This window comes from Methylobacter sp. Wu8, assembly GCF_036440755.1.
GTDB classification, from domain to species: Bacteria; Pseudomonadota; Gammaproteobacteria; order Methylococcales; family Methylomonadaceae; genus Methylobacter_A; species Methylobacter_A tundripaludum_A.
On record NZ_JAZGVT010000073.1, the window covers coordinates 118,203 to 143,977 of the forward strand.

At 48.0% G+C, this 25,775-nt stretch carries 25 protein-coding genes; 14 read left to right on the top strand and 11 right to left on the bottom strand.

The features are described 5' to 3' along the window. Positions 1 to 48: 48 nt before the first annotated feature. Positions 49 to 1,089, bottom strand: coding sequence for an MJ1255/VC2487 family glycosyltransferase (locus tag V3O24_RS16260; RefSeq protein ID WP_331308029.1), 1,041 nt, complete (start codon positions 1,087 to 1,089; stop codon positions 49 to 51). Next, entirely contained in the window at positions 1,086 to 1,610 is a 525-nt protein-coding gene (locus V3O24_RS16265; RefSeq protein WP_104422402.1) for a phosphatase PAP2 family protein, read from the bottom strand. The genes V3O24_RS16260 and V3O24_RS16265 overlap by 4 nt, the downstream gene beginning before the upstream one ends. Positions 1,611 to 2,116: 506 nt before the next feature. On the opposite strand from V3O24_RS16265, the gene V3O24_RS16270 reads away from it, so the two are divergent. Next, complete coding sequence (locus V3O24_RS16270) at positions 2,117 to 2,878, top strand: hypothetical protein (protein WP_331308030.1); 762 nt, start codon at positions 2,117 to 2,119, stop codon at positions 2,876 to 2,878. 369 nt (positions 2,879 to 3,247) lie between these two features. On the opposite strand, the gene V3O24_RS16275 is transcribed toward V3O24_RS16270, so the two are convergent. From V3O24_RS16275 to V3O24_RS16285, 3 genes are read right to left on the bottom strand one after another with little or no spacing between them, the layout of a single operon-like run. Next, complete coding sequence (locus tag V3O24_RS16275) at positions 3,248 to 4,663, bottom strand: PhoH family protein (protein ID WP_104422404.1); 1,416 nt, start codon at positions 4,661 to 4,663, stop codon at positions 3,248 to 3,250. Positions 4,664 to 4,665: 2 nt separating this feature from the next. Continuing rightward, complete coding sequence (locus V3O24_RS16280; protein WP_181049821.1) at positions 4,666 to 5,136, bottom strand: peroxiredoxin; 471 nt, start codon at positions 5,134 to 5,136, stop codon at positions 4,666 to 4,668. Positions 5,137 to 5,144: 8 nt separating this feature from the next. After that, positions 5,145 to 5,669: an ACT domain-containing protein gene (locus V3O24_RS16285; protein WP_104422656.1), complete on the bottom strand. Its 525-nt coding sequence runs from the start codon at positions 5,667 to 5,669 to the stop codon at positions 5,145 to 5,147. A 167-nt stretch (positions 5,670 to 5,836) separates the two neighbouring features. Here V3O24_RS16285 and V3O24_RS16290 point away from each other — a divergent pair, with 167 nt between their 5' ends. The 5 genes from V3O24_RS16290 to V3O24_RS16310 all read left to right on the top strand — a co-directional run bounded on the left by V3O24_RS16290 (position 5,837) and on the right by V3O24_RS16310 (position 13,223). Then, a complete protein-coding gene (locus V3O24_RS16290) occupies positions 5,837 to 8,782 on the top strand; it encodes an SPOR domain-containing protein (RefSeq protein WP_104422405.1) in 2,946 nt (981 codons plus the stop codon). A 10-nt stretch (positions 8,783 to 8,792) separates the two neighbouring features. Next, positions 8,793 to 9,695, top strand: a complete 903-nt coding sequence (locus tag V3O24_RS16295; protein WP_104422406.1) for a 5'-nucleotidase — start codon at positions 8,793 to 8,795, stop codon at positions 9,693 to 9,695. Positions 9,696 to 10,044: 349 nt separating this feature from the next. After that, complete coding sequence (locus tag V3O24_RS16300; protein WP_258076539.1) at positions 10,045 to 11,130, top strand: OmpA family protein; 1,086 nt, start codon at positions 10,045 to 10,047, stop codon at positions 11,128 to 11,130. A gap of 342 nt (positions 11,131 to 11,472) precedes the next feature. Beyond that, positions 11,473 to 12,087, top strand: a complete 615-nt coding sequence (locus V3O24_RS16305; RefSeq protein ID WP_331308032.1) for a BON domain-containing protein — start codon at positions 11,473 to 11,475, stop codon at positions 12,085 to 12,087. 2 nt (positions 12,088 to 12,089) lie between these two features. Continuing rightward, positions 12,090 to 13,223, top strand: a complete 1,134-nt coding sequence (locus V3O24_RS16310) for a DUF1207 domain-containing protein (RefSeq protein ID WP_331308034.1) — start codon at positions 12,090 to 12,092, stop codon at positions 13,221 to 13,223. Between the two features lie 254 nt (positions 13,224 to 13,477). Here the strand turns inward: V3O24_RS16310 and V3O24_RS16315 are convergent, their stop codons facing one another. Both V3O24_RS16315 and epmB read right to left on the bottom strand, forming a co-directional pair. After that, entirely contained in the window at positions 13,478 to 14,227 is a 750-nt protein-coding gene (locus tag V3O24_RS16315; protein ID WP_104422409.1) for a Crp/Fnr family transcriptional regulator, read from the bottom strand. A 227-nt stretch (positions 14,228 to 14,454) separates the two neighbouring features. Further along, positions 14,455 to 15,465, bottom strand: coding sequence for an EF-P beta-lysylation protein EpmB (gene epmB / locus V3O24_RS16320; protein WP_331308035.1), 1,011 nt, complete (start codon positions 15,463 to 15,465; stop codon positions 14,455 to 14,457). Between the two features lie 82 nt (positions 15,466 to 15,547). Between epmB and efp the strand changes: the two genes are divergently transcribed. The 7 genes from efp (at position 15,548) to rnhB (ending at position 22,116) form a co-directional block, all read left to right on the top strand. Beyond that, positions 15,548 to 16,117, top strand: coding sequence for an elongation factor P (gene efp, locus V3O24_RS16325; protein ID WP_104422411.1), 570 nt, complete (start codon positions 15,548 to 15,550; stop codon positions 16,115 to 16,117). Next, positions 16,117 to 17,142 (top strand): EF-P lysine aminoacylase EpmA, encoded by a 1,026-nt coding sequence (gene epmA / locus V3O24_RS16330; RefSeq protein WP_331308037.1) that lies wholly within the window; start codon positions 16,117 to 16,119, stop codon positions 17,140 to 17,142. Before efp ends, epmA begins: the two co-directional genes overlap by 1 nt. A gap of 80 nt (positions 17,143 to 17,222) precedes the next feature. Next, positions 17,223 to 19,610 (top strand): outer membrane protein assembly factor BamA, encoded by a 2,388-nt coding sequence (bamA, locus tag V3O24_RS16335; RefSeq protein WP_104422412.1) that lies wholly within the window; start codon positions 17,223 to 17,225, stop codon positions 19,608 to 19,610. 105 nt (positions 19,611 to 19,715) lie between these two features. Continuing rightward, positions 19,716 to 20,216, top strand: coding sequence for an OmpH family outer membrane protein (locus V3O24_RS16340; protein ID WP_104422413.1), 501 nt, complete (start codon positions 19,716 to 19,718; stop codon positions 20,214 to 20,216). Positions 20,217 to 20,275: 59 nt separating this feature from the next. Next, positions 20,276 to 20,719 carry a 3-hydroxyacyl-ACP dehydratase FabZ gene (gene fabZ, locus V3O24_RS16345; RefSeq protein ID WP_104422414.1) on the top strand — a complete coding sequence of 148 codons (444 nt, stop codon included), beginning with the start codon at positions 20,276 to 20,278 and terminating at the stop codon, positions 20,717 to 20,719. A 1-nt stretch (position 20,720) separates the two neighbouring features. Next, positions 20,721 to 21,491 carry an acyl-ACP--UDP-N-acetylglucosamine O-acyltransferase gene (gene lpxA / locus V3O24_RS16350; protein WP_104422415.1) on the top strand — a complete coding sequence of 257 codons (771 nt, stop codon included), beginning with the start codon at positions 20,721 to 20,723 and terminating at the stop codon, positions 21,489 to 21,491. 31 nt (positions 21,492 to 21,522) lie between these two features. Further along, complete coding sequence (rnhB, locus tag V3O24_RS16355) at positions 21,523 to 22,116, top strand: ribonuclease HII (RefSeq protein WP_331308038.1); 594 nt, start codon at positions 21,523 to 21,525, stop codon at positions 22,114 to 22,116. Here rnhB and V3O24_RS16360 read toward each other — a convergent pair. Beyond that, entirely contained in the window at positions 22,113 to 23,102 is a 990-nt protein-coding gene (locus tag V3O24_RS16360; RefSeq protein ID WP_331308039.1) for a serine/threonine protein kinase, read from the bottom strand. The genes rnhB and V3O24_RS16360 overlap by 4 nt on opposite strands. A gap of 196 nt (positions 23,103 to 23,298) precedes the next feature. Here V3O24_RS16360 and V3O24_RS16365 point away from each other — a divergent pair, with 196 nt between their 5' ends. Continuing rightward, positions 23,299 to 23,805 carry a cytochrome P460 family protein gene (locus tag V3O24_RS16365; RefSeq protein ID WP_331308040.1) on the top strand — a complete coding sequence of 169 codons (507 nt, stop codon included), beginning with the start codon at positions 23,299 to 23,301 and terminating at the stop codon, positions 23,803 to 23,805. Positions 23,806 to 23,868: 63 nt separating this feature from the next. On the opposite strand, the gene V3O24_RS16370 is transcribed toward V3O24_RS16365, so the two are convergent. From V3O24_RS16370 to V3O24_RS16380, 3 genes are all read right to left on the bottom strand, one after another. Continuing rightward, on the bottom strand, positions 23,869 to 24,672 hold the full coding sequence (locus tag V3O24_RS16370; protein WP_331308041.1) for a penicillin-binding protein activator LpoB: 804 nt from the start codon (positions 24,670 to 24,672) through the stop codon (positions 23,869 to 23,871). Between the two features lie 11 nt (positions 24,673 to 24,683). Next, positions 24,684 to 25,292 (bottom strand): penicillin-binding protein activator LpoB, encoded by a 609-nt coding sequence (gene lpoB / locus V3O24_RS16375; protein ID WP_331308043.1) that lies wholly within the window; start codon positions 25,290 to 25,292, stop codon positions 24,684 to 24,686. A gap of 80 nt (positions 25,293 to 25,372) precedes the next feature. After that, positions 25,373 to 25,774, bottom strand: coding sequence for a YcfL family protein (locus V3O24_RS16380; RefSeq protein ID WP_331308044.1), 402 nt, complete (start codon positions 25,772 to 25,774; stop codon positions 25,373 to 25,375). Position 25,775: the final 1 nt, after the last annotated feature.

Genomic DNA, 25,775 nt, shown 5'->3' on the forward strand with positions numbered 1-25,775 from the left:
GGGACATCATCGGATCATTTACGATCATGACAGACGGTACACGGCCTGCTATTGCTTGATTTGCAAAACTTCCACCGAATCCCATACGTCTTCAATAAAATCCGCATCCATTTTGGGCATGCCGTCCTGTATCCATTGCACCAGCGTTTTTGCGATATTGGGATAAGTAATATGAACGGCGTGATTGTCGTGCAGCCAATGTTCAATAACCGCTGCATCCAGATCGTTCATGACATGTCCATAGCCGAGCTGCTGTAAGGCCGCGGCATTGGAGATTTGTTCCATTTGCGCGTGTAGAGGCTTAGCCAGGATTTTTTTGCCCATCTGTAACGACTCGCTGGCCAGTTCAAATCCGGCATTGTTGATAATGCCCGCGCAATCATATAAATCTTTCTGGAAACCGTCGCGCGACAGAGGATTACAGGTGATATGATCGAATTGGGACGGAACCACTTCCGGCGAATAAACGTGAAACTGAAAGTTCTTAAAGGGCGACAAAAGCCGGACGACTTCATTCGGGTCTTCGAACGGAAGGTACACGATGATCTTGTTTTTGATAATGCTTTTCGGTGTTTCGGGCGTATCGATAATCGGCGGCAAAATGGGCTGGCCGAAATGATGCCAGTGCAAACCGATCCCCACATCCGCGGGGGCAAAATACTTTATGACTTGGTCGGCGATAGGGTCCGATCCCTTTCTGGGGATGTTATGGTTAAACGCATATTGATGGCCGATGCCTAAAACCGGTATTTTCCGGTTTTTTGCGGCCCAGGCGGTGACCGGTTCAAAATCGCTGATCACCAGATCATAGCCGCTCAAATCGAGCGACTTTACATCTTTTATGAAAGTAATGGGGTTTGCGTCACGCGCTGTTTTTAGATAATTGACTTGCCCTTTTTCCGTATTAAAGGTCATGCCGGTACGCAACTGGTAGCCGTTAAATATTTCCATATCGAAATACTTATCCGCAGGGCGTCCGCTAAATTGAAAGGTAACGTCGATGCCTGCGGCATGGAGTTCTTTCGCCATAACCCGTGCGCGAGTAATGTGGCCGTTTCCGGTGCCTTGTACGCCATAAAAAATTTTCATATTACGATTTGTCCCAAGCTGAAAAGTGCGGTGCTGATGCCCAAAATAGCGCCTACCAACGTGTCGGTCGGAAAATGCACGCCCAGAACCACACGGGAGAATGCAACCAATGTCGCCCAACAATAAAGCAGGATCATTAAGGGAGGTAAATAATAGCCAAGCAGCGTCGCCATCATGAACGCGGCGGACGTATGGCCGGATGGAAAACTGAACTTATCCGAGGGGGTAATGATGCTGCGGAAATTTTGTAAGGCCGCTTGCGGCCGGTTGCGCTTCAGGCCGTTTTTGAGCACGAAATAAATCGGTCTCTCGATTGAAAAACCCAGTAGAACGGCTTGCAGAAATGGGCTTTCCCAGCCCTCAGACCAATACAACAAGCCTGTGATGACCAGGTAAAGCTGGCCGTCGCCGGTTTTTGACAGATAACGGCCGGCCTTGGTCAAGTGGACGTGCATTCTGGCGTTGATCAGCCAGGTGAACATGAAAACGTCGTATTTATGGATGGAATAGAGCAGTTTCATATCTTTATCCTCCTGAGGGAAGTTCTGCAAAGCATTAACCTTCTGGGCAAAGAGTAAAACTCTTCTGTGACAAAGAAATGAACGTTTGTTGACGGTTTTGTGACAGCGGGGAGATTCAAGCAGGGCGTGCAAATAAGACTGCACATAACAAGCCTGGTAGGGCGGCAGGTTCAAGTAAGGCGGAATATAAATGTTAGGACAAAACCCAGCGTTGAAAGTATCATATCCGTCACAACGTCAGTGGGGTATTGTCAATAAAGCCGCATGTCCGCCGGACAGGATGCACATGAGGGCAGCGTCTTCTTTTACATAACAAGAATATTTATTTGCCTTTTTTAGGTTTGATTGCCTACATCTATTTCGTGAATACAGATGTTATGGGTAAATTTAAACTACGGACTGACCATTACCTTTATAAATAAGTTTTAAAAAGTGGAGACCAGAACCCACTTAAATAAACGGGGCGTAAACCGAAAAGCCTATGAGTAAGTAAGGAAATAATAATCATGAACAATTCATATCTTAAAACAATAAGAAAATATTACCCTAACGCAATTTATTCTGAAATATTTGGAAAATTAGTTATTGAATATCTAAAGCAGATAGGTTTCAATCCAGATGAAGTAATGACTGCCAACAGTATTTGCAGCGATGATATAAACGCCATGCAGTTTTCAATATCAGATAGTGGTTTACTAGGCCCTTTTTATCTGGGAGGATTAGATGGATTTCCATTTACCGGACTAACGGGTATACAAGCATTCGCACATCACATGCCGGAGGATGGAGCATTGCTCATTTTTTACGGACCGCATATTGGCATAACTAAAGAGGGGAAAATCGGGAAAGTGGTCCGCAGAGGTCAAGATCATGAATCAAACTGTTGTGGAGCTGCACAAGCGGCACTAGATAAAATAAATGACAAACCGCAAGAACCCAGTTTACTCGATTACCAAGAAGATACTATTGTGCAATTGTTTCAACAAAACAAAGTACGAATCGAAGATGAACCCTATCCGATACAAGAAGCAACGGAAGTCATGTATGAAGCTGTACAAGAAAGAATTCATCTTTTGATTACGAAATCAAAAGATGAATTCGTAGGGAAATACCTGATTTTAATAGGATCCATTTTTATAAACGTAGACGAAGGGGCTGATTCCTGTATTACTTATAAAGAATTCCGAACGATAAACTTAGATACCAATGAAGAAAAAGACCATTTAAAAGGCTTTGTTACTTATTTGGCTAAAAATAAGTTAGATTAAAAATACCCGTATGACGTTATTAAATCAAAATCAATGGTGAGCTATAGTACTCCCCATTGTCCAGACCAAATAATCATGGAATTGAGATAGAGCCGGGCGTCTGGCACGGGCGCTGTTAATAGGTTATTCTGGCAAGTTGGAGATAGGGTGATTCGTGGGGATACCTCAGAGTCTGCCCCCCCCATTAAAATTGACGGTATCGTCCTGCCAATGCCTTTAAGTTAAGCACCGAAGGAGGAGTGGGCAATGCCCGCTGCGGTGGAATTACTAAAATCCTGCAATAATTGCCGCCCAAATATCGCGGCGCTGCCCGCTCCTTGTTTATGATGTATTGTTTGATATTAAGTTAACAATGCAAAATACTTTCTTTTATAAAATATCTGAAGCGTAATCGGCCAAGCGTGAACGCTCACCGCGGCGCAAGGTGATATGGGCTCCATGCGGCCAGGTTTTAAAACGGTCTACAACATAGGTTAAGCCTGAGGTCGTCGCCGTTAAATAAGGCGTGTCGATTTGCGACAGGTTGCCGATACAGATGATTTTGGTTCCGGGGCCTGCGCGGGTGATCAGGGTTTTCATTTGTTTTGAGGTCAGGTTTTGCGCTTCGTCGATGATCAAGAAACGATTCAGGAAGGTGCGTCCGCGCATAAAGTTAAGCGACCTGATTTTGACCCGGTTCATGATGATGTTGCTGGCCGCGCCTTGTTCCCATTCGGTCTGTTCAGCATTGTGGCTTAGCAGTTCAAGGTTATCGATTAATGCGCCCATCCACGGCGCCATTTTTTCTTCTTCGGTGCCGGGCAGAAAGCCTATATCTTCACCGACCGGCACGGTTTCTCGGGTCATGATGATTTCCTGGTAGGTTTTCTTTTCCATGACTTGGTTAAGGCCTGCGGCCAGAGCCAGCAGGGTTTTGCCCGTACCCGCCGTACCCAGTAAGGTGACAAAGTCAATGTTGGGGTCCAGCAGGACATTGAGGGCGAAGTTCTGCTCCCGGTTTCTTGCCGTTATGCCCCAGATATTGTTGCGTCTTGCCCGATAATCCTTGGCCAGTTCCAATACCGCAACCTGTCCTTCGCAAGATCTGACGATGGCTTCAAAGTTGGTCTCGTCTTCTATGTACAAATACTGGTTCGGGTACCATTCGGCGACCAGCGGATCGTCCAGTTTGTAAAACGTGCGGTCTTTTTCCTGCCAGGATTCCATTTTGGTGCCGTGAACGGCCCAGAAATCGGATTCCAGCGCCATTGAGCCGCTGTATAGCAGGTCAATGTCATCCAGAGTCTGGTCGTTATGGTAGTCCTCGGCCAGCAACTCCAGGGTCGCCGCCTTGATGCGCATGTTGATGTCTTTTGAGACCAGGATAACGGTGGTGCCCGGCAGTTCCTTAGTGAGCGCCAGGACGATGCGGAGTATCGAGTTGTCGGCCAGATTGCCGGGCATGCTTTCCGGCAGCAATGCGGTCATCGCGCTGGTTTGGAAATACAGGCGTCCGCTTTCGGCTGTGTCGGTGTTCGGCCCGTGTTTTATACTTGATAGCGGCAAGCCGTCGTTGATGGTTTGCTGGTTGGCGTCGCGGATTAATTCGTCCAGGAAACGGCTGACTTGTCTGACATTGCGCGCCAGTTCGGTCAGGCCTTTTTTCGCATGATCGAGTTCTTCCAGGACAATCATCGGGATGAAAATGTCATGTTCCTTGAAGCGGAAGATCGCGGTTGGATCATGCATCAGTACGTTGGTGTCCAAGACGAACAGCTTCTTAGGCGGTGATGTTTGAATATTCATGGCTAATTCCCTGTTAGTTCATGCAAGGCTTGCAAGACTTCTTCGCAGTGTCCTTTGACTTTGACTTTGCGCCATTCTCGAACCAGTAGGCCCTGAGGATCGATCAAAAAGGTGCTGCGCTCGATGCCCCGGACCTGCTTGCCGTACATGTTTTTCATCTTGATAACGTCAAACAGTTCGCATAGCTTTTCATCCGGGTCAGAGAGCAAGTCGAAGGGGAATTCCTGTTTGCATTTAAAGCCCTCGTGAACTCGGACAGTATCACGCGATACGCCTACGATGACGGCGTTCAGCGCAGTGAATTGTTCAATGTTGTCGCGGAAACTTTGGCCTTCCTGGATGCAGCCGGGCGTGTTGTCTTTAGGGTAAAAATAAATAACGAGATATTTGTTTTGGTAGTCGCTTAGCCTTACCGTTTTATCGCCGGTAGATGAAGCCTCAAAATCGGGTACAGGGTTGCCGGGAGTTATCATTATTAAAGTTATCGTTTTATGGGTTCAAGAATGGCGTCTATATTCAATTGGTCGCAGAAATCCATAAATTCTTCGCGTAGCGACAACAGGTGAATTTGCGGGGGAATTAAAATTACAAATTTGGTTGAGAATACGGAAGTCTGGATATAGGGCGCCTGATAGCAGCTGCCGGTTATTTCCTCAATATCTATTTTCCGGTCGAACAGAAACGAGGTAATGGATTCTGTGACGCTATCGCGGTCGAGGGATATTGTTTCCAATGAGTATGGAACGCATTCTTTGGCCTTGTCTTTCTGCTCCGGCCTTAAGGTATGGATTTTGATGTCCAGCCGTCTCTGGATAATGTCCAGGGTGTTTTCAAATTTGGCAATTTGATTCCAGTTGCCTTGAATCAGCAGGTATGCGGCGGAGGACTGAGCGAGACGGGATAGCCTTATTTCCAGGATATTGCATTTACAGTCGCGCACGGCGGGTAATATTTCGGCAATAAAATGAGTCTGATAATTGCCTAAGACGGTGATGGCTAGTTGCATTTTGTTTCTTGGAAGTTTTTTGGGGAGTTTAGCATCAAATTGGTGAAACTTGATGAACATTCAGTTTATTTGGTATTAAAATGAATAAAATTGTTTCTCTGCCGATAAGCACCTAACGCTGCATTTAAACCGTGTGGTTATCTTAAAACTCATCACCGAGCCTGAATATGACTGATTCAATGGATAAAAAAGCAAAAGAAAAACGCGATAATCTTACTGTTGATCTGGATGCCATGCTGGATGAGGCGGAATCATCCTTACTTCCGTCGAATGAGATACAAGACGATGATGATCTTGATGCAATTGATAGATTGTTGATGGATGCCGGGTTTGATGCAGACGATGCGTCCGGGCAAACAGAAACGAAAAAGCAGGTATATGACGCGAAAGATGCCGAGTTGGATGAACTTTTGAGTTTTGATAGCTTTGGAGGCGATTTTAACGAACCGGAAAAAAACCAGTCGGCCGTTATCGAAGTAGGGCGGACTGTAGAGGATTTGCCTTTTGTTTCGTCGAATGAGTCGCAGGATGACGAGGATGCTATTGACAGGTTGCTAATGGATACCGGATTTCATGAGGATAATGCGCCGGAGCAAGCAAACGCAGAGGATGCCGGTGCGGCGGACGAACAGGACGGTTTTTCGGGTTTTAGTGACTTCAACGAGCCGGAAATGGGTGGACAGGACTCGGCATCTGCGACGGAAGAGGAGGAGCTTGATGATTTTATGGCCCTTGTTGGCGATGATTTTGACCCATCGGATCTCATTCAGGATGATGACGTTACCGAAGCGGCTTCGACGGCGGGAGGTTTGACTACGCCCGAAAAAATCGTCGAAGAGTCTGGTCTGGACAAGGATATTGACGCGCTTGACGAAGTGGATGAGTTTTCGGATTTTAGCGACTTTAATGAGCCTGAAGCTGTTGAACAGGATTTATCACAGACGGCTGAAGCTGAACAGGCTGTAGCGGATTTGCCCCTGCCCGAAGAAATCGCCGATGGCTCCGGTCTGGACAAAGATGTTGGCGCGCTTGACGAAGTGAATGAGTTTTCGGATTTTAGCGACTTCAATGAGCCTGAATTTGTTGAACAGGACTTGTCGGATGCGGCCGAGGATGAAAAAGCCGGTGCTGAATCTGAACAGGCTTCCGCGGAAGCATTATCGGATGTCGAACAGTTTGCATCAGCGGCAGTGGATTCGACTGAGACCACGGAAGTCGTCGATGAATCCGATGTGGAAGAAGAGGCCGGTACAGGCTTGGCGGATGAGGTCGATGACTTTTCCTTCCTTAGCGATCACTTTGATGAGTCGGATCTGATTCAGGATGATGAAGTGACTGCTGCACCGGCTGCGGAAGCCGTCGATGTAGAGGATCGGGAAGAAGATATAGCGGATGAGAACGATGATTTTTCTTTCCTTAGCGATCACTTTGATGAGTCGGATCTGATTCAGGATGATGAACTGACTGCTGCACCGGCTGCGGAAGCCGTCGATGCAGAGGATCGGGAAGAAGATATAGCGGATGAGATCGATGATTTTTCCGGCTTTAGCGATGAGTTTGATAGTTCCGATTTGATTCGGGGTGATTCGGAGTCTGCGGATTTACCTGCCGCCGATGAAGAGCTGGAGACGGTGGCCGAAGAATCATTTAATGAATTGCAGGATGATAACGGCATTGACAATTTGCTTGCGGATGCCGGCTTTGATGCGGAAGGCGAGTTAGATCAAAATCTTGGAAAGAACGAGGCGTTTGGGGATGATGCGGATTTGAGTGAAATTAATGACCTTTTTCAGCTCGATGAAGTTAGTGACGATTCTTCCTGGCAGGCAGAGGGCGTTCAGTTAGGGGAAGCTGAAGAACCCTCCTCGGCGAAGGAAGATGATTTTCTTTTGCCTGATTTTGATATTACGGCGGATATGGAAATTTCTGATGCAGGCGTCAATAAAGACGATGAGTTGGCGGATGTTTTTGGCGACTCTGGTTTTCTAGGGCCGGATGAAGCGGTTCAGGGGTTTGACACGGAAACTGCCGGGTTAAAACCGGGAGATAACGAAGCGGTTGCCGGACCGGGTTCGGAACAGACTGCCGCGCCTGAGAAAGAAGACGTTGCCAATGTAAAGTTGAGTCCATTTGGGTTTGAACAGGAAGATATTAAAAGACAGCTTGAAGAGGCTGAAAGTAAGGTTAAAAAAGCAAAGCTTTTCAGTTATGTAGCATTGGGATTTGGCGTCGTTGCATTAAGCACGGCAGCCGGGCTGGGTATGATGATTTATGGCGCGAAAACTGAAGTCTCAAAGTTAAATGAAGTGGTTTCAACGCTTGAAGCAAGTCTGGCGAAGAGCGCCGCCAATAATCCCAATGAAGAAATGAATGCGATGCGGAATTCAGTTGTGCAATTGAATCAGCAGGTCGATGGTTTTATAACGGAGCTGAAAGGGAACCCACAGTTTCCCGTCGATTTGTTAAATCACAAGCTGCCTGATATTGTCGCGAAACAGGATATGGTAAGTAAGGCGATGGATGTGTTGCAGGTCAAGATTGGCGGGCCGGACGTAAAGCCAAAGCCTGTTTCGGAACCAGCCGTTGCAGTTCCACCGAAAGTTGAAGTCGTTCATAAGCCTGAACCGGTTAAACCTGAACCGGTTAAAGAAGTGAAGCCGCAGCCGGTTACGCCGGCTAAAACAGGTGTAGAACATGCTCCGGCTAAAGAGAAAAACGCGCACGAAACAGAACCGGCTCCCGCCAAGGTAGAGGCTGCGCATGAAACCGCAGCCGCCAAAGAAAAAACTCAACCTGAAACGGTAAAAGCCAAGCCAATAGCGGCTGAAAAAATTGTTGTAAAGCAAGAGCCGGTGAAGGAAAAAAGGCAAGAAGCGCCTGGAAAATGGGGTGTAAATCTGGTTGCCTTCAAACAGGAATGGTTTGCTAAAAGTAAAGCGGCGGAATTTGCCCGGCAAGGCGTTTTTGCCGAAGTAATCCCTGTCCGTGAGAAGAATACAACGATGTACAGATTGCGAGTCGGGGGGTTTAAAAGCAAACAAGAAGCGCAGGCCAATACCGACAAAATAAAAAGAGCACTCAATTTGGATTCGGTTTGGGTAAGCGATAATTAGAACTTCGGCTATGCGAGAAAAAAAGCTGGTCGTGGCGGTATCGTCCAGAGCGTTATTCAATCTGGATGAATCGCATACGATATTTGAAACCCAAGGCAAGGAAGCCTTCTGCCAATATCAGATAGAGCACGAGGATGAAATTCTGGCGCCGGGTTACGGCTTTGCGTTGGTTCAAAAGCTGCTGGCTATCAACGACAGCCGCCCCAATGACCCGCTGGTTGAAATCATCCTGTTATCGCAAAATAGTGCGGATACCGGGCTAAGAATCTTCAATTCCATTGCCCATCATCGGTTAGCCATTATCCGTGCGGCATTTACCAGCGGCGCATCGCCTTACAGTTATATCCCGGCGTTCGGGGCGCATTTGTTTTTATCGGCTAATGCCGATGATGTCGCCAAGGCGCTGGATGCCGGGTTTGCTGCGGCGACTATTCTTTGCGGTCCTTCGGTGGCGCATTATTCCGATCAGTTGCGTATCGCGTTTGACGGGGATTCCGTATTGTTTTCGGATGAGTCGGAACGGATTTATCAGCAGCGCGGCTTGGCTGTATTTACCGAAAATGAACGCAACGAAGCCAAAACGCCATTGCCGGGCGGCCCGTTTAAGGATTTCCTGAGCGCCCTGCATCATATCCAGACGCAGTTTGATTCCCAATCATCACCGATTAGAACGGCGCTAGTGACTGCACGTTCTGCGCCGGCACATGAGCGGGTGGTCAGGACATTAAGGGCCTGGGGTATTCGTATCGATGAGGCGCTTTTTTTGGGCGGAATGGCGAAAGGCGATTTTCTGAAGGCATTCGGTGCGGATATTTTCTTCGATGACCAAAAAGGGCATTGCGAGTCAGCAGCCCAGCATGTCGCCGCCGCGCATGTGCCGCACGGCATTGCTAACCAGATACAGGGTAAGTAGCCGTTTAAAATTTTTTTGGCCTTTATTGCTCGCGCTCACGACGAAGGGTGCGGAGCTCAAGAAGAACATATCAAACCTCATGAATCCAGTATGTTCCTGCGTAGGTATGATGCGCGATGAATTTGCCGCATGCGTTTAAAAAATACGCAAGTATCCCGTTCAATCAGGCTATTATGTTCGGTAACGTACAGACGGGCTGCTGATGTTGCGGTTAAGCTACATTTGAGATTTTATAGCAACACTGATTTTGTAAGGAGTATTTTCTGTAAAATAGCATAAAAGGTAATGGATGCTGGTTCAAGATAGTGTGAATCGAAACGAAATAACGAGATCAATTCTAAAGACCCTGATGAAAAATAAACTAGAGATAAGGAAAAATATTATGCTGAAAAAGAATTTACTATTCATTGCCCCGTTACTCACTGCGGGTTTTCTGCCGCTGGCGCAAGCCGCCGATGCATTCCAGGATGACCGTTGGTATGTGGCGCCTTTCGCTTCGTTTGTCAAAACCGGTGGCGACCGTAGAGCAAGCGATGGCTGGGGGGGCGGCATGGGCATTGGCAAGATCCTCGATAAACATTTCAACGTCGAGGTTAAAGGGTTTTATGAAGGATTTGGCGGCGATAACGGTCCCTGGGATCTGGCGGGCGGCACGGCTGATGTACAGTATTATTTCTTCCGCGATAAATTCTCGCCTTATACCGTCGTCGGAGTAGGCGCCATGAACACATGTGCTTCCGCTAATTGCGGTGTAGGCGTTATCGGCGAAGCAGGCGCAGGTTTTACCTACGAGCTTCACGACAACTTCTTGCTCCGCAGTGATGTGCGTTATCGTTACAACAACAATCTCAATGCCCACGTACAGCCGGGTACAGATGAGTTCCACGATATGACCGTCAACGTTGGTTTTGTCATTCCGTTTGGCGACAAGCCGAAACCTGCAACAAGGGCTGAGGCTCCAATCGCAGCCGTCCCGGTTGCCGCAGTTGAAAATTGTTCCACCCTCGACACGGATTCTGACGGTGTTAACAACTGTTTGGATAAATGTCCCGGAACTATCAAAGGCAGTAAGATTGATAATAAGGGATGCCCAATCAGACTTGTATTGACAGGCCAGCATTTCAAATATGATTCTGCGGAGTTGACACTGAATGCCAAGGAACTGCTTGATGGTATCGCAGGAAATCTTGTTGCCTATCCTCAGAAAAACGATATTGAAGTCCAGGGGCATACCAGCAGCGAAGGCACCAATGCTTACAACATGAAGTTGTCGGAACGGCGCGCGAAGTCAGTTGTTGAATACCTTAAAATGAAAGGCGTCACCAACAAGTTGACTGCGAAAGGCTATGGCGAAACCCAACCTATTGCCGATAACAGCACGGAAGCAGGCAAGGCTGAAAACCGTCGTGTCGAGTTGATCTGGATCGAATATTGATCAAGCTATAAGGCCGCGAAAATAAGTCGGCTGGAATTGTCTAAATGCTGTAAACACAAAAACCCGCTTTCAAGCGGGTTTTTTTATGCTAACCAGTCCGAGCTTGAATGCCGAAACCGGGCTGTTTTCTTTTCTCAATGGCGTTTGTTCAAATTGGATGGGCCTTATGTACGATACCGTACAGACCCTGCCTGATGTTGTCGCTAGAATTTGTATGAGCTTTCAATCCAATGCGCTCGATTCAAATAGAGGGAATTTCTTTTACCTGACGTTTTTCTCTAATGGGGTTCCCTTAATGTCATTTGGCGCATTTTTAAAAAATACAACGCAAAGGAATAACCAATGAAAATAACCAACGAGTACAAACAAAAAAAATTAGCCGCTAACGTTGTTGTGATCGGCTGTTTATCCGCTGTTCTCGGACTGGCGGGGTGCCAACAAGAAGGCACAGCAGAAAAAGCAGGGCAAAAAATCGATCGTGCGGCTGAAAAAGCTGAGCAAAAGATTGAACAAGCGACTGAAAAAGCAGAAACAAAAATTGACGCTGCAAAAGAGTCATTGGATAAGAAGGCCGACGAAGCCGGAGAATACGTCAATGAATCAACTGACGCCTCTAAAGGAGCGCTGGAAAAGGCTGGAAAAAAACTTGATCAGGCGACAGAAAAAGCAGGAGAAAATATTGAGGGCGCAAAAGAGTCGGTAGTTGATAAGGCTGAAACAGCGGGGGAATACATCGATGATTCGGTTATTACCACAGAGGTTAAGACGGCGATTTTAAATGATCCTTTACTTAATGCATCCCATATCGAGGTGACGACTGATAAAGGCGTAGTGAAGTTGAGCGGCACTGTTGATTCCGAGCAAAGCATCGGTAGGGCGGTGGAAGTGGCCAATAGTCAGAAGAATGTAAAATCAGTGCAAACTGACTTGATCGTAAAGAGCGCGCCGGGTAAATAATAATGGTCTATTTACGATTCATAGTTGTTTTTGGCGTTATGCTGGTCCCCGTGTCTTTTGCTCATGCCACGGATCAGGATGACGCTTACATAGCCGGTTATGCCGCTGGCGTGTTAAAGCATGATTTAAAACGTGATATGCCGACATTAGTTGTACAGGATGGTGTAATTACTTTGCCGGTGAGTAGTTTGGAAGCCGCCGACCGGACCAAAGCGGTGCGGCTGTTAGCGGAAATTCCCGGGGTTAAGGCGGTAAAACTATCGGAAGCGACTAGCCGGCAGTCTGTGGCTGATTCTTCAAAGTCTGTCCAAGCTGCGGGCGATGGGGTTGGATCAGGCGCTGAAACAACCTTATTGCCGACAGGACTTTTGCCCACCGGTCATCTATTTAAGCCATTATTGGCCGATACGCGTTGGGCCCATTTCTCGGCTGCTTACCGTAACTATCAGAGCAATAATTTTGATGGCAGAGATATAGCTTCTGTCAGCTTTGGTGAAACGATACCGTTTTATCGCAGTAATTTCGGACAATCCACTGCGCAATGGGAAACAGGGCTGCAAGCAGGAGTCTTTAGTGACTTCAATCTGGGGGCCTCATCGTCTGATCTGGTCAACACAGATTTTATTGCCGCAGTCTATTCAAGTGCGCGTGCTGGCCAGTTTTCAGCGTTTGGCCGTATTTATCACCAAAGTTCACATCTTGGCGACGAATTTCTGCTGCGCAAGATAAATACGAAATTCGAGCGAGTAAACCTCAGTTACGAAGGCGCGGATTTAAAGCTCTCTTATGAACTCCCCTATGGAGTCCGCTTGTATGGCGGCGGGGGAGGCCTGTTCCACAAAGAACCTTCGACGCTTAAGATATGGTCGGCGCAATATGGTGTTGAGTTTCGAAGTCCTTGGCGCATAGATTTTGCATCAATGCGGCCTATCGTTGCAGCTGACATCAAGAATTACGATGAAAATAACTGGAGTACGGATGTGTCGGCCAGAGCGGGCGTTGAATTTGGAAATTCAGGCGTATTAGGCCGGAAGCTTCAGGTTCTTGCAGAGTACTATAACGGCTATTCTCCTAGTGGGCAGTTTTATAAAGAGAAAGTGGAATATGTTGGCTTAGGTGCGCATTATCATTTCTAACCGAAGATAGAGAGGGCAAAGCGTCTGTCCGTAAACGGCAGACGCTTTGCCTGACATCATCTGGAATAGGATGATTCCGAAAAGGAAGCGTTTCTCGGATTACTCTGGTAAATTCTGGAAAACCAACCGGGAAGGTCATGCAATCGGAGGCTGACAGGAAAGTCATGGTTACGAGTCTGAACGCTTGGCATCGTCTACGACAGTATCAAAACCTGCATCCGATCGGGGATAGGCTGAAGTGGATCTCCAGTGTGCTAATCGGCCTGCTCAAATGGGTGGGTTGGGGCGGGTAGCAGGCGATCGAGTTCCGTTTTGACCACTTGGTAGCACTCGCAAACCCGCGATTCCAAACCCTGCCTGTCCAGTACTGTGATACGGCCACGGTTGTAATCAATTAATCCCGCGCGCTGTAAATTCCCGGCGGCCTCGGTGACGCCTTCGCGGCGCACTCCCAGCATATTGGCGATCAATTCCTGAGTCATAATCAATTCGTTCGACGTGAGCCGGTCCAGGCTTAGCAGCAGCCAGCGGCAAAGTTGCTGATCCACTGAATGATGCCGATTACAGACCGCCGTTTGCGCTGTCTGGGTAATCAGCGCTTGGGTATAACGCAGCAGCAAATTATGCAACACTCCGTTGCGAGGCCCCTCCGCACGGGTGAATTCCTGCATAAGCAAGTGTCCCCGCAGTCTATAGGCATAGCCCGCACTCTGCACGACAGCCCGGTTGAGCATTGTTTCGCCGCCCATGAACAGCGCGACACCGATAATGCCTTCGTTGCCGACCACGGCGATTTCGGCCGACGCACCATTCTCCATCACGCAAAGCAGCGATACGATACAGGTCGTTGGCAAATAGACATAACTCAACTTGGCGCCGGACTCGTAAAGGACTTCACCTAGCGGCATCTGAACCAGTTCAAGATGGGGAGAAATGCGTTCGTATTCGGTTTCGGGCAGAGCGTCGAGAAGATGGTTTTGCCGCGGGTCATGCGAGTCAGTCATAAGTAACGCTCCTATTTGTAAGTTAAGATCGAATCGCGTTAGCCACCTAAACAAAGCGGTGGGTGATATGTTAAGCGGCTGTAGGATAGAGAATGTCGTCTTTTCACGCAATAAGAATTCTTGTTTATCGGGCGAATTCGCTATTGAGCTGAATGCCTTATGCCGCTAACGCCTAAACTGGCGACCGGGATGGGTAAAGCGGGCAGAGCCAAGGGAATCTGATGACTCTAAAAAACAGGTTGCTTGGATGCAGCTCCAGCCTGTTCTTTGACGAGCTTTGGAACCAGATAGCCGGGCAGGGCGGCTTGAACTTGCTTGATTAGCGCCAACGCTTCTGTTTCTGAAACCTCAAAATGCCCGGTTCCCGTGGCCTTGTCCAATAAATGCAGATAGTAAGGGATGACGCCGTTGCCGAACAGCCGTTCGCTCAGTTCGCATAAGATTTCCGCGTTGTCATTGACGCCTTTTAACAGCACCGATTGGTTAAACAAGGTGATGCCGCTGTTTTTCAGTGCGTTGCAGGCGGCAATGACGCGGGCACTGATTTCATTGGCATGGTTGCAGTGGACGACCATTACAATTTGCTGAGGGCTTTGGCGTATCGTGTCGATCAATTCATCGGTGATGCGGGCAGGCAGGACGATAGGCAGACGGCTGTGTATCCTGATGCGCTTTAAATGTTTAATGCCGTTTAATTGCTGCATAAGCCGGGCTAATCTTGCGTCGCTTAGCAATAAAGGGTCGCCGCCGCTTAAAATAACTTCCGAGATACTTGCGTCGTCTCGTATGGCTTGGATGGCGGTAGTTTCCTTTTGTTTGCCAAGCTGCAAGTCGGCGTATGGAAAATTGCGCCGGAAACAATACCGGCAGTTGATGGCGCAGCTGCCGGTATTGATAAACAAAACCCGGCCATGATATTTGTGCAAAACGCTGGTCCGGGTGGCGGCCGCAAGGTCGCCGACAGGATCATTGCTAAAACCTGGATAAGCGAATAGTTCATCTTTTATGGGCAGTACTTGGCGTAATAAAGGATCATGCGGATTGCCTTTTTCGATACAGGCGGCAAAACTTAAAGGTACGCGTAAAGGGAAATCTTCAACGGCAGCGGTTGAAACCGGCAAGTCATCCGGCGATAAGTCCAGGTAACGGCAAAGGTCGTCAATGTTATTAAAAGCTTCGGCAAGTTGCTGTTGCCAGTGTTTAGTAAAGTGCTGGATTTCGGATTGCGGCTCGGACATCAGAGATTATTAAATTTTCTATCGGTTGTTGGCTCTATTATAATGCTTAAGTTTTACATTGTTTGTCATCTTTGAGGATAAAATGGCCATTTATAGCACCAACGAGTTTAAAGCCGGGTTAAAAGTTATGCTGGATAACGATCCCTGTGCAATTATTGAAAATGAATTTGTAAAGCCGGGTAAAGGCCAAGCGTTTAACCGGGTAAAAATCAGGAATTTGAAAACCGGCCGGGTGATTGAAAGAACCTTTAAATCGGGCGAGTCGCTTGAAGGCGCCGATGTGGTCGATGTCGAGATGCAATATCTGTATAACGACGGCCAATTCAGGCATTTTATGGTGCCGGATACTTTTGAACAGTATCAATGCGACGAAAAAATCGTCGGCGATGCGGGTAAATGGCTTAAAGATCAGGATTCTTGTACGGTGACCTTGTGGAATGATGCGCCTCTTGCTATTTCCCCCGCTAACTTTGTCGAGCTGACCATTGTGGAAACCGATCCGGGCGTGCGTGGCGATACTTCAGGCGGCGGCGGCAAGCCGGCCACTCTGGATACAGGTGCAGTGGTCAGGGTTCCTCTGTTTGTGCAGCAGGGTGAAATGATTAAGGTCGATACCCGTACCGGCGAATACGTTTCCCGCGTAAAAGAATAGTGTTGCAAGAGTGGCAGCCGACTTGCGCCATAGAGCTTCTGCGGTTAAGGGCGCGGACGCTTGCGAAGATACGTCAGTTTTTTGCCGACAGGTCGGTGCTGGAAGTGGAGACGCCGCTGCTTGGCAACAGCATCGGAACCGATCCGCAGCTGGCGTTTTTCACGACTGAGTATTTATCGCCAGGGATGGTGTGTACGCCGGAAGCCTGTCAGGAACAAGCTTGGCAGTCGCCATCCCGGCAAACGCTGTTCCTGCAGACATCACCTGAGTTCGCAATGAAACGCTTGCTCGCCGCCGACAGCGGTTCCATCTATCAGATCGGCAAAGCTTTCAGAAACGGCGAGTCGGGGCGTTTTCATAATCCCGAATTTACGATGTTGGAATGGTATCGTGTCGGTTTTACCTTGCCTCAGTTAATGGATGAAATCGCCGAGCTGGTCGGTGGGCTGTTTATCGATCTGCCGTTACAGGAAACACAACGGGTCAGTTATCAAGACGTGTTTGTTTCATTTACCGGTTTAGACCCTCTGGTATTTTCATATCAAGACTATTGCAATTTTGCCAGGGAATGCGGGTTATCGGAGGCAGTGGATATTTGCGGACACGATCATGCATTGTGGCTGGATTTTATCTTCAGCCATAACGTTCAGCCGCATTTGGGTAAAAATGCGTTGTGCATGGTTTACGGTTATCCCGCTTGTCAGTCGTCATTAGCCAGAATCAATGAGCAATGCGCGCAGATCACTGAACGGGTTGAATTGTTTGTCAACGGCGTTGAACTTGGCAACGGTTATCATGAGCTGACGGATGCGGCGGAACAGAGCAGTCGCTTTGATAAGGAGTTGGCGATCAGGCAACAACAAAAACTGCCTGTTTCCGTTAAAGACAAACGTCTTATTGCGGCTCTGGAGTCGGGGCTGCCGGAATGCTCAGGCATGGCTATAGGTTTGGATCGTTTATTGATGCTGTTGTCGGGTAGTGCATCCATTGATGATGTGCTTAGTTTTCCGATTCATAGGGCTTAAGCTTTTTTAAATATTTACTGTGATATAATCCGGCAGTTTTTCAATATTGGACAATAGCTGTTTCATTCTTAGACTTCTACATGAAATTAAATACTTTTTCGCGCGCGCTATTGCTGTTTCTACTTGTTTCCCAGGCGGTTAAAGGTGATGAAGAGTTTGTTGTAGAGGATATTCAGGTCAAAGGTCTGCAACGTATCTCTGTAGGCACCGTTTATAACTATCTCCCGGTTAATGTGGGAGAAAGATTTTCATTGGATAATGTCGCTCCGGCAATCAAGGCGCTATTCAAAACCGGTTTTTTTAAGGATATTTCTCTGGAAAGGGAAGGATCAACGTTGATTGTTAACGTGGTGGAGCGGCCCTCGATTGCAAAGATCATTTTTGAAGGCAATAAGGATTTGAGCAAGGATGACTTGACTAAAGCCTTAAAGAAAATCGGTTTGGCCGAAGGCAAGGTGTTCGACCAGCAAGTGCTGGATAAAGTCGAGCAGGAGTTAAGCCGCCAATATTTCAGCCACGGCAAATACGGCTTAAAGATTAAGACCGACGTGTCTAACCTTACCCGCAACCGGGTCGGTATTCATATCAAGATTTCCGAAGGCAGGGTAGCCAAGATTAAACAGATCAATATTGTCGGAAACAACGTTTTCGACGATAAAACCCTGTTGCGCAATCTTGAGTTGAATACGTCGAATTTATTGTCGTTCTATACCAAGGACGACCAGTATTCCAAACAAAAGTTGTCGGCGGATTTGGAGACTTTGCGTTCTTATTACCTGGATCGCGGTTATGTCAACTTCAATATCGAGTCGACGCAGGTAGCGATCACCCCGGACAAAAAAGATATTTATGTCACGATCAATGTCAAAGAGGGCGATGTTTATACGCTGGATAAAGTCAAGTTAGCCGGTAATCTGGTGGTCGATCCTCCCGAACTTATCAAGCTGGTCAAGGTAGGGCCGGAAGAAATCTTTTCCAGGAAAAACGCTACAGAAACCTCTAAAGCAATTTCCGACCGCTTGGGTGATGACGGCTATGCGTTTGCTAACGTCAACATGGTGCCGGAAATCAATGAGGCGAAAAAGACCGTCGATATGACTTTTTTTGTCGATCCGGGCAAGCGCGTTTATGTCAGGCGTATTAACATGAAAGGCAACAGCAAAACCCGCGATGAAGTGTTGCGCCGGGAAATGCGGCAAATGGAGTCCAGCTGGGCGTCCAGTTCGAAAATTGAACGGTCGAAAACGCGTCTTGAACGCTTGGGCTATTTTGAAGAAGTCACTGTGGAAACGCCGCCGGTTGCAGGCGCCGCGGATCAGATCGATGTTAATTATTCAGTCGTGGAAAAGCCCTCCGGCAATTTGTCGGCAGGCGTCGGTTTTTCTCAGGTTCAAGGTATCGTATTGAATGCCAATATCGCTCAGGATAACGTGTTCGGCTCGGGTAAGCGGGTGAATCTTGCCTTTAACAATAGTAGTTACTTAACAAGTTATCAGTTTGGTTTTTTAAACCCTTATTTCACCGTGGATGGCGTCAGTCAAGGTTATAATGTGGGTTATACCAAGCGAAATGCCGGCCAAATTAATATTGCCAATTATTCAACCAATGTGGCGAATGCCGGGATCAATTTCGGCATACCGCTAAATGAGTTCGACAGCTTGCGTTTCGATATCGATGTAAAACATACTTCGTTGAGTGCAACCAGTTATTCATCCAATCAGATTTGCGACTTCATTTATGGCAATAATGGCACGGATATTTGTGCAAATAACTCAAACGGTAACGTTGCAGGAGGGGCCAATACCCGGAAGAAAGTTAAGGCGACAGGCGATTCGTTTCTGACATTGGCGCCATCGGTGGGTTGGACTCATGATACGCTTAACCGGGCTATCTTCCCGAATAAAGGGCAACAACAGCGTTTTTCCGCGTTGGCGACAGTCCCCGGCAGCGATCTGGAATATTATAAGCTTACTTACAAACATCAATTGTATTTCCCCCTGGCTAAAGATTTTACATTCAGACTGCAAGGGGAGGCGGCATACGGGAATGGTTATGGAAAGACAACCGCTTTGCCTTTCTTTGAGAATTTTTTCGGCGGCGGTACCGGGTCTATACGGGGCTTTAAGAATAATACTGTGGGGCCGAGAGACTCCAATGGCTATGCGTTTGGCGGCTCCAGCAAAATTATCGGGAATGCCGAATTGTTTTTCCCTGTGCCTTTTTTACCTGAGACAAAATCAGTCAGGTTAGGCACCTTTATGGATGCAGGGTCCATTAGTGACGGTTTTAAAACGAATAACCTAAAATATTCTGTCGGGGTCTCAGGCGAGTGGATGTCTCCGTTCGGCGCTTTGTCTGTCAGTGCCGCGTTACCGCTAAATGCCAAATCCACCACAACAGCAGCCGATGGCACTATTACAGGGGATCAAAAAGAGATGTTTCAATTCAACTTCGGGCAAAATTTCTAGAAGAAGTTGGTTTTGTTTAACAGGCTTATCCCCTATAATTCGGCATATGATTTAACTTATTCTTAATCATTACTTATTTTAATTTCACCAGAGAACCGTGTAACAATGAAAACAAAAATTGCTTTATTTTTAGGATTGTTGCTCGCTGCTAATGCGAGCTATGCTGATTTAAAAATTGGCTTTGTCAATATACCAGCCGTTCTTGAAAAAGCACCTCAGGCGGAAAAAGCCAAAAAACGCCTGGAGCAAGAGTTTTCACCTAGAGATAAACAATTAGTCGCTCAGCAAAAAGAAATCCAAAGCATGGACGAAAGAATGACCAAAGACGCCGCCGTGATGGGGGAGTCGGCACGGGCCAACCTGGAAAAGGATATTTTAAACAAGAAACGGGATGCAAAAAGAGCCCAGCAGGAGTTTAGCGAAGATTTCAATGCCCGTCGCAATGAAGAATTGGGCAAATTGCAACGCCGCATCGTTGAAGCTATTCGGGAAATAGCCAAAGACCAAAATTTTGATTTATTACTCACTGATGGCGTTATCTATGCCAGTGAAAAAATTGACGTGACTAGCCAAGTTCAGCAAAAGTTGTCAGCCATGCCGGAATAATTACACACGGTTTTTATCTCATCGCATCGTCATCAACTTTATAAGAAAAATCCTTAGACATGTCCATTAAGCTAGATATTTTACAAATACAAGAATTCCTGCCGCATCGTTACCCTTTTTTGCTGGTTGATAAGGTGATCGAATGCGAGCCCGGCGTTAGGTTGCTGGGAGTGAAAAACGTCACTTATAACGAACCGTTTTTTCAAGGGCATTTTCCGCAAAAACCTATTATGCCCGGCGTACTGATTTTGGAAGCTTTGGCTCAATCGACAGGGTTGTTGGCATCCGAAACAGCAGGGGATGAACTGGCCGGAATGATTTATTATTTGGTCGGCATCGATAAGGCTAAGTTTAAAAGACCCGTTGTGCCCGGCGATCAATTGATGCTGGAAGCAAAATTCCTTAAAAGCAAACGCAATATCTGGGCATTCGAATGCTGCGCCGAAGTTGACGGCGAGTTCGTTGCGAGCGCCGAAATCAGATGTGCGGCCGTGGTAAATTAATTTGATTGATCCAACAGCGATAATTGATAGCAAGGCGGAGCTGGCTGATGACGTGTCGGTCGGCCCTTTTTCCGTTATCGGGCCTGATGTAAAGATTGATGCGGGTACCGTTATAGGCTCCCATGTCGTTATTAAAGGGCCTACCTCGATAGGTAAGCAAAATCGTATCTATCAATTCACGTCCATCGGCGAAGATCCCCAAGACAAGAAGTATGCGGCCGAGATCACCCGGCTGGAAATCGGCGATAGAAATACGATACGCGAGTATACCTCCATGCATAGAGGCACCAAGCAGGATAAAAGCCTTACCAAGATAGGCAATGACAACCTGTTTATGGCATATACCCACGTAGCGCACGATTGCATCATCGGCAATCACGTCATTATGGCCAATGGCGCTTCGTTGGCCGGGCATGTGCATTTGCACAGCCACGCCATTTTGGGAGGGTTCACGTTGGTGCATCAGTTTACCCAGATCGGCCAATACAGCTTTGCCGCGATGGGCAGCGCAATTACCCAGGATATTCCCCCGTTCGTAATGGTCGGCGGCAAGCCCACCCGGCCGCACGGCATAAACTCGGTCGGCATGGAGCGCAACGGCATATCCCCCGAAGACATCCGCTTAATCAGGAAAGCTTACAAGATCATTTACAAGACCAATTTGCGCCTCGAAGACGCCATCGATCAAATGGAAGATTTGGCCGGGGAAAGCAAAGAATTGTCCGACATGGTCAGTTTTTTGCGCAACGTCAGCCGGGGCATATTGCGTTAAGCGCTTTTGGCGCGCTTAAACTGAAGCCGTTATGGATGATGGGTTTTCAACCAAAGTTCTTGTTGCCGGCGTTGACGAAGCCGGGCGCGGGCCCCTCGCAGGTCCGGTCTTTGCTGCGGCGGTCATTCTCGATCCGATGCGGCCGATAGCCGGATTGGCCGATTCCAAAATCCTTAGCGAAAGCAAACGGGATAGTCTTTACATCCTGATCAAAGAAGCCGCTTTAAGCTGGTCGATTGCGCAAGCCAGTGTTGAAGAGATTGACCAACTCAATATTCTTCAGGCCACTTTATTGGCAATGCAACGAGCGGTACAAGGATTGCACATCCAGCCCGATGAAGTGTTAGTGGATGGCAACCGTCTCCCCAAATTGTCCATGCCCGCCCAAGCCATCGTCAAAGGCGACAGCAAAGTGCAGGCGATCAGCGCGGCGTCAATATTGGCGAAAGTCGAGCGGGATAAGCTGATGGTTGACTATCATCAGCAGTATCCAGACTTTGCGTTTCACGAGCACAAAGGTTACGGTACCAAACAGCATCTGGCCGAAATTGAGCGGTTCGGTTTTTTAGATGTGCATAGAAGAACATTCAACCCGGTAAAGTCCATGCTGCAAGGTAAGCTTTAACCCAACTCAAGCGGCCCTTCATCCATTAACGCGATCTGTTCGCGCAGCTCAATAATCCTGTCCTGCCAATAGCGCGGCGTATCGAACCACGGGAACGCCATAGGAAACGCCGGATCATCCCAGCGCCGAGCAATCCAGGCTGAATAATGGATCAGACGCAGGGTGCGCAGGGCTTCTATCAGATGCAGCTCCCGGATATCGAAATCGTAAAAAGTCCGGTAGCCGACCAACAGATGGTTTAACTGCACGGTCATTTCGGCGCGATCCCCGGACAGCAACATCCACAAATCCTGTATCGCAGGCCCCATCCGGCTGTCATCGAAATCGACAAAATGCGGGCCGTCATCGGTCCATAAAATATTGCCGGGATAACAGTCGCCGTGCAGGCGCAAGTTTTTCACCTTGCCTGCGCGCTCGAAGCAACGTCTTGCGCCAGCCAGCGCATGTTCGCTCACGCTACGGTAAGCCTCGGTAAGATCGGCGGGGATGAAGTTATTCGCCAGCAGATAAGCCCTTGGTTCATCGCCGAAACCGGCAATATCAAGCGTCGGCCGGTCCTTGAACGGCTGTAAAGCGCCGACGGCATGAATACGGCCGATAAACCGTCCCATCCATTCCAGTGTTTCGCGGCCGTCAAGCTCTGGCACGCGACCGCCTTGTCTTGGGAATACCGAAAAGCGGAAACCGTCGGCTTCGATTAACGTCTGATGATCGCCAAACGGCGTCGCCGGAACGACAGGAATTTCAGACTCGAACAATTCCTGAACAAAAGCATGTTCTTCAAGAATGGCCGCAGATGTCCAGCGTCCGGGCCTGTAAAACTTGGTCACAATAAACGATGTATCCGCCATGCCGACCTGGTAAACCCTGTTTTCGTAACTATTCAGCACGAGCAATCGGCCATCGCTATGCAGGCCTATAGCGTCGAGCGCGTTCAAAATAATATCGGGCGTCAGTGCTGAAAAAGGAGTGAGATTCGTATTCATGATTACTATTGTAACGCCGAACACCGATTCGGCTAATGTTATGTCGTTACCCGGTTAACGAAAACAGCGTTAGTTGCTTAGTTTTCTGGTATAACATTCGGGCATTACTTTCTATCGGGCGGCTTAATTCATGCGGCCGATCAAGAGCTAAATACTCAAATTCTAAAACGCATTCTGAACTAGAACGGAGAGGTATATGAAAAAATCGAAAAATCTTAAATTGGGTTTATTTCTGTCTGCCGGTTGTTTGTTTTTATCCGCAACATTATTCGCGGAAACTAAAACGCCGGCAGATACTGCAAAACCGGTCAACGGCGAATATATCGACTGGCGATTATTATCGGTTTCCCACAGGGAAGATAAAAAAACACTGCGGGCTATTCTGGGTAACGATACGGCTATCGCCGCAGCACGAAAAGAACAGACCAAGCCTTGGCCGGACGGCTCCATTTTAGCTAAAGTCGTGTGGAAGGAAAGCACGCATCCCAATTGGCCGCAAGCGATTGTTCCCGGTGAATTCGCTTCTGCCGAGGCGATGGTTAAGGACGGAAAAAAATACGCCAATACCGGCGGTTGGGGATTTGGCCATTGGGAAGGCGGCAAGCTCGTCATGCACGAGGAAGCTAAAGCGAAGGAATGTTTTGCTTGTCACATGCCGATGAAGGATAACGATTACGTTTATACCTTTAACGCACTAAAATAAATAGCGTCACCAGGCGTTAACAGATCAGTGCTCGTGCTGATCCGTTAACGTTAGCTTCTGATTTTACGGGGTAAAGTGTACGACCTCTCCTTCCTGCATGGCATTGCCGGATGCAGGGGCGGTATTTTGATAGGCGCCGATGCCCAGCTGTTCATTAATCTGCCGCGCCACATCCAGACCCAGGCTTTTTGACACTTCCGAAACAACCTTGCCTCGACTCGGAACCACCCGGCTTCCTCCGGTCACAACACGAACATCCTGACCCTCGCCGGTAGCGCTAAAGGCGGCTTTGACTTCGTAAGTGCGGGTGCTGATCAGGCTGAACTCCGCGACCAGCGTCAAGCTGAAAGTGCTGGACAGCGTGTCAGTACCGATAATGGGATTCACTTCATTGCGAAAATCAAGATCGCTGACCGTGCCGAATAACACATAATCGGCCCCAGGATAAGCGCCTTTTTTGATGCGGCTGATAATGTCGTAGATCTGTTCGCCGCCCTTGGCGGTATAAGGCTTGGCTTGCGATAGTTTAAAGTCGCCGGTTTTAAGGATTTCCCCTTTAATGTCGCCGACAAATTTACGCAACTCGCCATATTCGATATAGCTGTAACTGCTTTCGACCTCGGTATAATCGGTCTGTGATTTTCCGTTATACGATGAACGGCTCGAAGCCGAGGAACTTTCAAAACCGTCCCGTTCCCGCTCGCTGTGGCTCGCGCGCTCGGACGACTTGTTGTGATAATCGACAATATGAAAATAACCGCTGACACGCTCGGCATAAGCCAGATCGGTTACCGCGATTTTAGTCGCCTGGGCGCTACAAGCCCCAAACAGTGACGACATCAGGAATAACAAACGCAACGTTTTCATTGGGCGGCTCACTAGAACATGGATTTATTGGATGTTTTGCGTATTTCTTTTTCGTCGGCCCATTCCATGATGCCGGATTCGTTGTCCACCAGTTGCAAGCTGAATTTGTAGTACACGTCTTTGACATCGCCTGCGCGTTTGACGATAGAGGTGATGGAGCCTTCGATACGGAAATCGGCGCCTTCCATGTTACCCATTTTCTTGGATTTGCTTTTTTTGTATAGGCCGGTTTGATTTTGCCGGGTTAACTCCTCGACCTGGGTTTGCATGGCGCTGGTGTCCACTGCAAAACGCACCAATCCGCTTTTCAGGATTTTAGCGCGTATCGAATCGGTGATGGATTTTGTGTCTATGTATTCGCTGGTTCTGTTTTTTACATCAGCGACTGTTACTAAAGGGCGCTGTTTTGCAGCCAGGGGAGCGGATTGCAATAGCGAGCCGGCCATTGATTCCGCTATGGTTTGCAGATCGGTGGAACCGAACTCGTTAGTCAAAGTTTCAACCGCTTTACTGTCGCCGTATTCGACATTGCCCGAGCTGAGTGTTGGCGACTGCGTAGCGCAACCGCTTAACAGCAGCGCTATCGTTGTGGCTTTGAATGCATTTGAATAGTTATACATGGATTTATGTCTCTGTTGGTGTGGGGCGACTTCAGTCGCTCAATATATCGAAAAGGCGCTAAAGTCGCCGTTACCGTTATCTAAGGCAGATCGCCGGTGTTATCCGGGCTTTGCACAACAAGCCTGAAATCCGTGGCCTGGGGCGACGGCGCGACGGCCGTTAACGTTTGTTTCTGGTAAGCGTAAACCAACACCGGTTTCCAGGCTTCCTCGCTGCCGACCGTAAAGCCGTTGGCATCCAGCCATTTAAAGCGATAGTAAAGCTGTTGATTATCCGAGTCGGTATTGTTGATCTCCGCCTGCACCGTCAACAGATGATTGCGTTTTACGGCGCGCAGGTCGGTTATTTGCAGATACGACATTTCACTTAGCTGCTCGACTTTGGCATGGATGCTGCCGGGCCGTGGCGGCGGCTTGTGGCTGGCGCAGCCGCTGAGCAGCGACAAAGCAATTGCTAACGGTACGATTTTAAACGGATGCATG